Origin of the sequence: Actinocrinis sp. (genome assembly GCF_035650855.1) — a bacterium.
Lineage (GTDB): Bacteria > Actinomycetota > Actinomycetes > Streptomycetales > Catenulisporaceae > Actinocrinis.
This window is the reverse complement of the sequence record NZ_DASRGV010000126.1, coordinates 1-3,649: the sequence shown is the minus strand read 5'-3', so window position 1 is coordinate 3,649 and position 3,649 is coordinate 1. Positions and strand designations below refer to the sequence as shown.

At 71.6% G+C, this 3,649-nt stretch carries 2 protein-coding genes and 1 pseudogene; all 3 read left to right on the top strand.

Annotated features, from left to right (window positions below; genetic code table 11):
• Positions 1-339, top strand: a pseudogene (locus tag VFB40_RS10055) (hypothetical protein); the annotation flags it as partial.
• A gap of 5 nt (positions 340-344) precedes the next feature.
• Positions 345-2,093 (top strand): S9 family peptidase, encoded by a 1,749-nt coding sequence (locus VFB40_RS10050; RefSeq protein WP_324849218.1) that lies wholly within the window; start codon positions 345-347, stop codon positions 2,091-2,093.
• A 307-nt stretch (positions 2,094-2,400) separates the two neighbouring features.
• The coding region (locus tag VFB40_RS10045) for a RiPP maturation radical SAM C-methyltransferase (RefSeq protein WP_324849215.1) at positions 2,401-3,649 on the top strand (1,249 nt) is incomplete at its 3' end.

Sequence of the window (3,649 nt, the reverse complement as noted above, 5' to 3'; positions counted from 1 at the left end):
TCGCTGCTGACGCCCGCGCTGAGCATCGTCTTCCAGAGCAAGGCGATCATGATGACCCCCGACGTGCTGCAGGGCCGCGTCGGCACCGCGCTCGGGCTGCTCGGCGAAGGCACCGGAGCGCTCGCGCCGCTCGCCGCCGGCGCGCTCGTCGCCGCACTGCGGCCGGCCCCTCAGGCACTGCTCTACGCCGCCTGCCTGGCGCTGCTCGCCGTCTACGCCACAGTCAACGCCGGACGCCTGCGCCGCGAGGCCCCGCCGCAACCCGAGGCGCAAGCAGCCGCGACGGAGGCCAAGCCGCCGTATCTGCCGTCACAGCCGCAGCTTCGAGCCGAGGGGTGAGCGCGATGGAAGTCAGCGTTCGAGTCTTCTTCCCCGAGCCCCCGGCCTTTGCGGAGCTCGACCCGGGCCGCGCGGTCTACATCGGAGACGCGGAAGGCCGCTGCGAAGTCTTCGCCTGGGACGTTGCCCGCGGCACCCGGCGGCGGCTCACCGACCGCGAGCAGGGAACGGTGGCCTGCGCCATCAACCCGGCCGGCACCGAGGTCTGGTGGTTCGACGACGACGTGGACGGCGTCGGCGAGTGGCGGGTGCTGCCCTTCGGCGGCGGACCGGCACGCCCGGCCGGTCTGCCGCGCGGCCGCTCCGCCGGGCTGGCGATGGCCCTGGACGGCACCGCCGCGGTAGGCGTCGGCGGCGAGCGGGGCACGGCCGTCTACCAGGTCACTCCGGACGGATCAGTGCACTTGGTCACCCGGACCACGGACCACGCACAGCTCGTTGATATCTCCGGCTCCGCCCAGATGGTCGCGCTGGCGGCGGAGCCGGACGCACCCGACGCGGTGACGGTCATCTCGCTGCGAACAGGCAAGCGCACGGTCCTGTCAGGCGCGGCGAACCCGTTGTGGGCGGCGGGATTCGCGCCCAGCGAAGCAGGATCCGGGCATACGCCCGAGCGCCTGCTGCTGACGGTGCTGCGCGCGGGGGAGTACCGCCTGGCGCTGTGGACCGCCGGGGAAGGCGTGACAGTGCTCGACTGGTGCGGGTTCGACACCGAGATCTCGCCGAGCTGGTACCCCGACGGAAACCGCATCCTGATCCGCCAGGACCGGCACGCCCGCAGCGCCCTGCACGAGCTCGACCTGCGCGCCCGCAGCGTGGAGCGCCTGGACACCCCCGCGGGCGCCATCCTCGCCGCCGCCGCGCAGCCGGACGGCGACCTGCACTACGTGTGGACCGACAGCCGGCATCCGCCCCGCCTGTGCACCGTCTCCGGTCGGCGCCCGCCCGAACCCGAACCGGACGCGCCGCACCCCGGCCGCCGCGACGAACTGTGGGTGTCCACCCCCGCCGGCCCGGTCCACACGCTGCTCACGCTGCCCGAAACCGCCGGGCCGCATCCCGCGGTCTTCCTGCTGCACGGCGGACCCTACGACGCGGCGCGCGACGCCTACGACCCGCTGGTCTCCGTGTTCGCGGCGATCGGATGCGCCGTGGTGCGCCCCAACTACCGCGGCTCGACCGGCTACGGCGCGGCGTGGCGGGACCGCTTCGAGGAAGGCGTGGGGCTGACCCAGCTCAACGACGTCGCCGCAGTACGCACCCACCTGATCGAATCAGGCCTCATCGACCCCGAGCGCACCGCCGTGTGCGGCCAGTCCTGGGGCGGCTACCTCGCGCTGCTGGCGGCCGGCGTGCAGCCGGAGTCGTGGCAGGCCGTGGCCGCCGTCAATCCGATCGCGGACTACCCGGCGGCGTTCCACGAGGCCACCGCCGCCGTGCGCGCCCTCGACCTGCGGCTCTTCGGCGGAAATCCACGCCAGAAGCCCGACGAATACGCACGCAGCAGCCCGGCAACGTACGCCGCCGAGGTACGCGCCCCGGTGCTCATCCTCTCCGGAACCGACGATCCGAAGTGCCCGCCGGGACAGATCCGCAGTTACGCCGCCGTGCTCAGGAACCACGGCCGCCCGCCGCGGCTCGAATGGACCGCCTCGGGCCACGAGGGCTACCGGATCGGCGTGCACGTGCAGGTCATCAGCGCGGTCGTCCGCTTCCTGGCGCTCGCCATGGGAGGAAAGCCGGTGCCGGCCTGAGCCGCCCGGCCCCAGTCCACCGGCCGCACACGGCCGGGCAGCGATCCGACCCGGTGGAGGGAGGTGTTCACATGCGTAAGAGCGTCGTGCACAACGACCCGCTCGGTGGAAACCGCGACCAGGCTCGTTCGGTCTCGGTCAGCGTGTCCGTCACGGTGAAGTGGTGACGTCCTGAGCCAGCCGCGGGCCGGGTCTCGCCCCGTGCGGTCCCGGCCCGCCGCCACCGCCGCCCTCTGCACTGCACACAAGTGAACTGAACCGATCACCCCGTCCCGCCGACCCCGCAGGAAGAGAAGCGAGGAGCACCGTGCGGATTCTCCTGGTCAACATGCCCTGGGCACTGATCGACGTGCCCTCTCTCGCACTGGGCATCCTGCGGCGGGCCGCCCGGGACGCCGTGCCGGACACCGAGATCGAGGTCGTCCACGCCAACCTCGACTACGTGGACTGGATCACCAAGCGCCTCGACTTCACCGTCGAGGACTACCACTACTACTCGCTCTCGACCTATTTCAGCGGAGCCGGCGACTGGGTGTTCTCCTCGGCCCTCTACGACGACCCGCACTGGCGCGAGGCCGAGCTGCTCGAGCAGGTGCCGATGTCCGAGGCGCACCGGCGCACCTCGCTGGAGCTGCACCGCTGCGCCGGCGAGTTCATCAGGGACTTCGCCGAGCGCATCGCCGGGCTCGAACCCGACCTGGTCGGCTTCACCTCGACCTTCCAGCAGAACATGCCCGCCCTCGCCGCGGCCCGCGCGATCAAGCGGCTGGCGCCGCGGACCCTGATCGCGATGGGCGGCGCCAACTGCGACGGGGCGCAGGGCGAGGCGCTGCACCGCAATTTCCAGTTCATCGACTTCGTCGTGCGCGGCGAGGGCGAGGCCGCCTTCCCACAGCTGCTGCGCAGGCTGCGCGCCGGCGACCCGCCCGCGGACGTGCCCGGCCTGTGCTGGCGCGACCAGGACGGCGCGGCGGTCGCGAATCCGATGAGCACCCGGCCGCTCGCCCCCGCCGAGATCATCTCGCCGGACTACGACGGCTACTTCGAGCGGCTGGACAGCTCGGCGGCCCGCGAATGGGTCGAGCCGAAGCTGATCGTGGAGGGCGCGCGCGGCTGCTGGTGGGGGGAGAAGCACCACTGCACCTTCTGCGGGCTCAACGGCTCCTTCATGCAGTTCCGCAGCAAGAGCCCGGCCTCGTTCCGGGACGAGATCCTGGACCTGGTTCGCCGGCACCAGGTGCTGGACATGTTCGTGGTCGACAACATCCTCGACATGGGCTACCTGGGATCGCTGCTGCCCTCGATCATCGAGTCCGGATACGACCTGCGGATGCAGTACGAGATCAAGTCGAACATGCGCCGCGAGCAGCTGGAGACGCTGTCCGCGGCCGGACTGGTGAACGTGCAGCCGGGCATCGAGAGCCTCAGCGGCAGGGTGCTGAAACTGATGGACAAGGGCGTGACCGGCCACCAGAACGTCAGGATGCTGCGAGACGCCTCCAGCACCGGCCTTTCCGTCGCCTGGAACTACCTCTACGGCTTCCCGGGAGAGGGCG

Excerpts from the sequence above, each read along its gene's own strand:
- VFB40_RS10050 (WP_324849218.1), top strand. The coding sequence starts at position 345 with ATGGAAGTCAGCGTTCGAGTCTTCTTCCCCGAGCCCCCGGCCTTTGCG.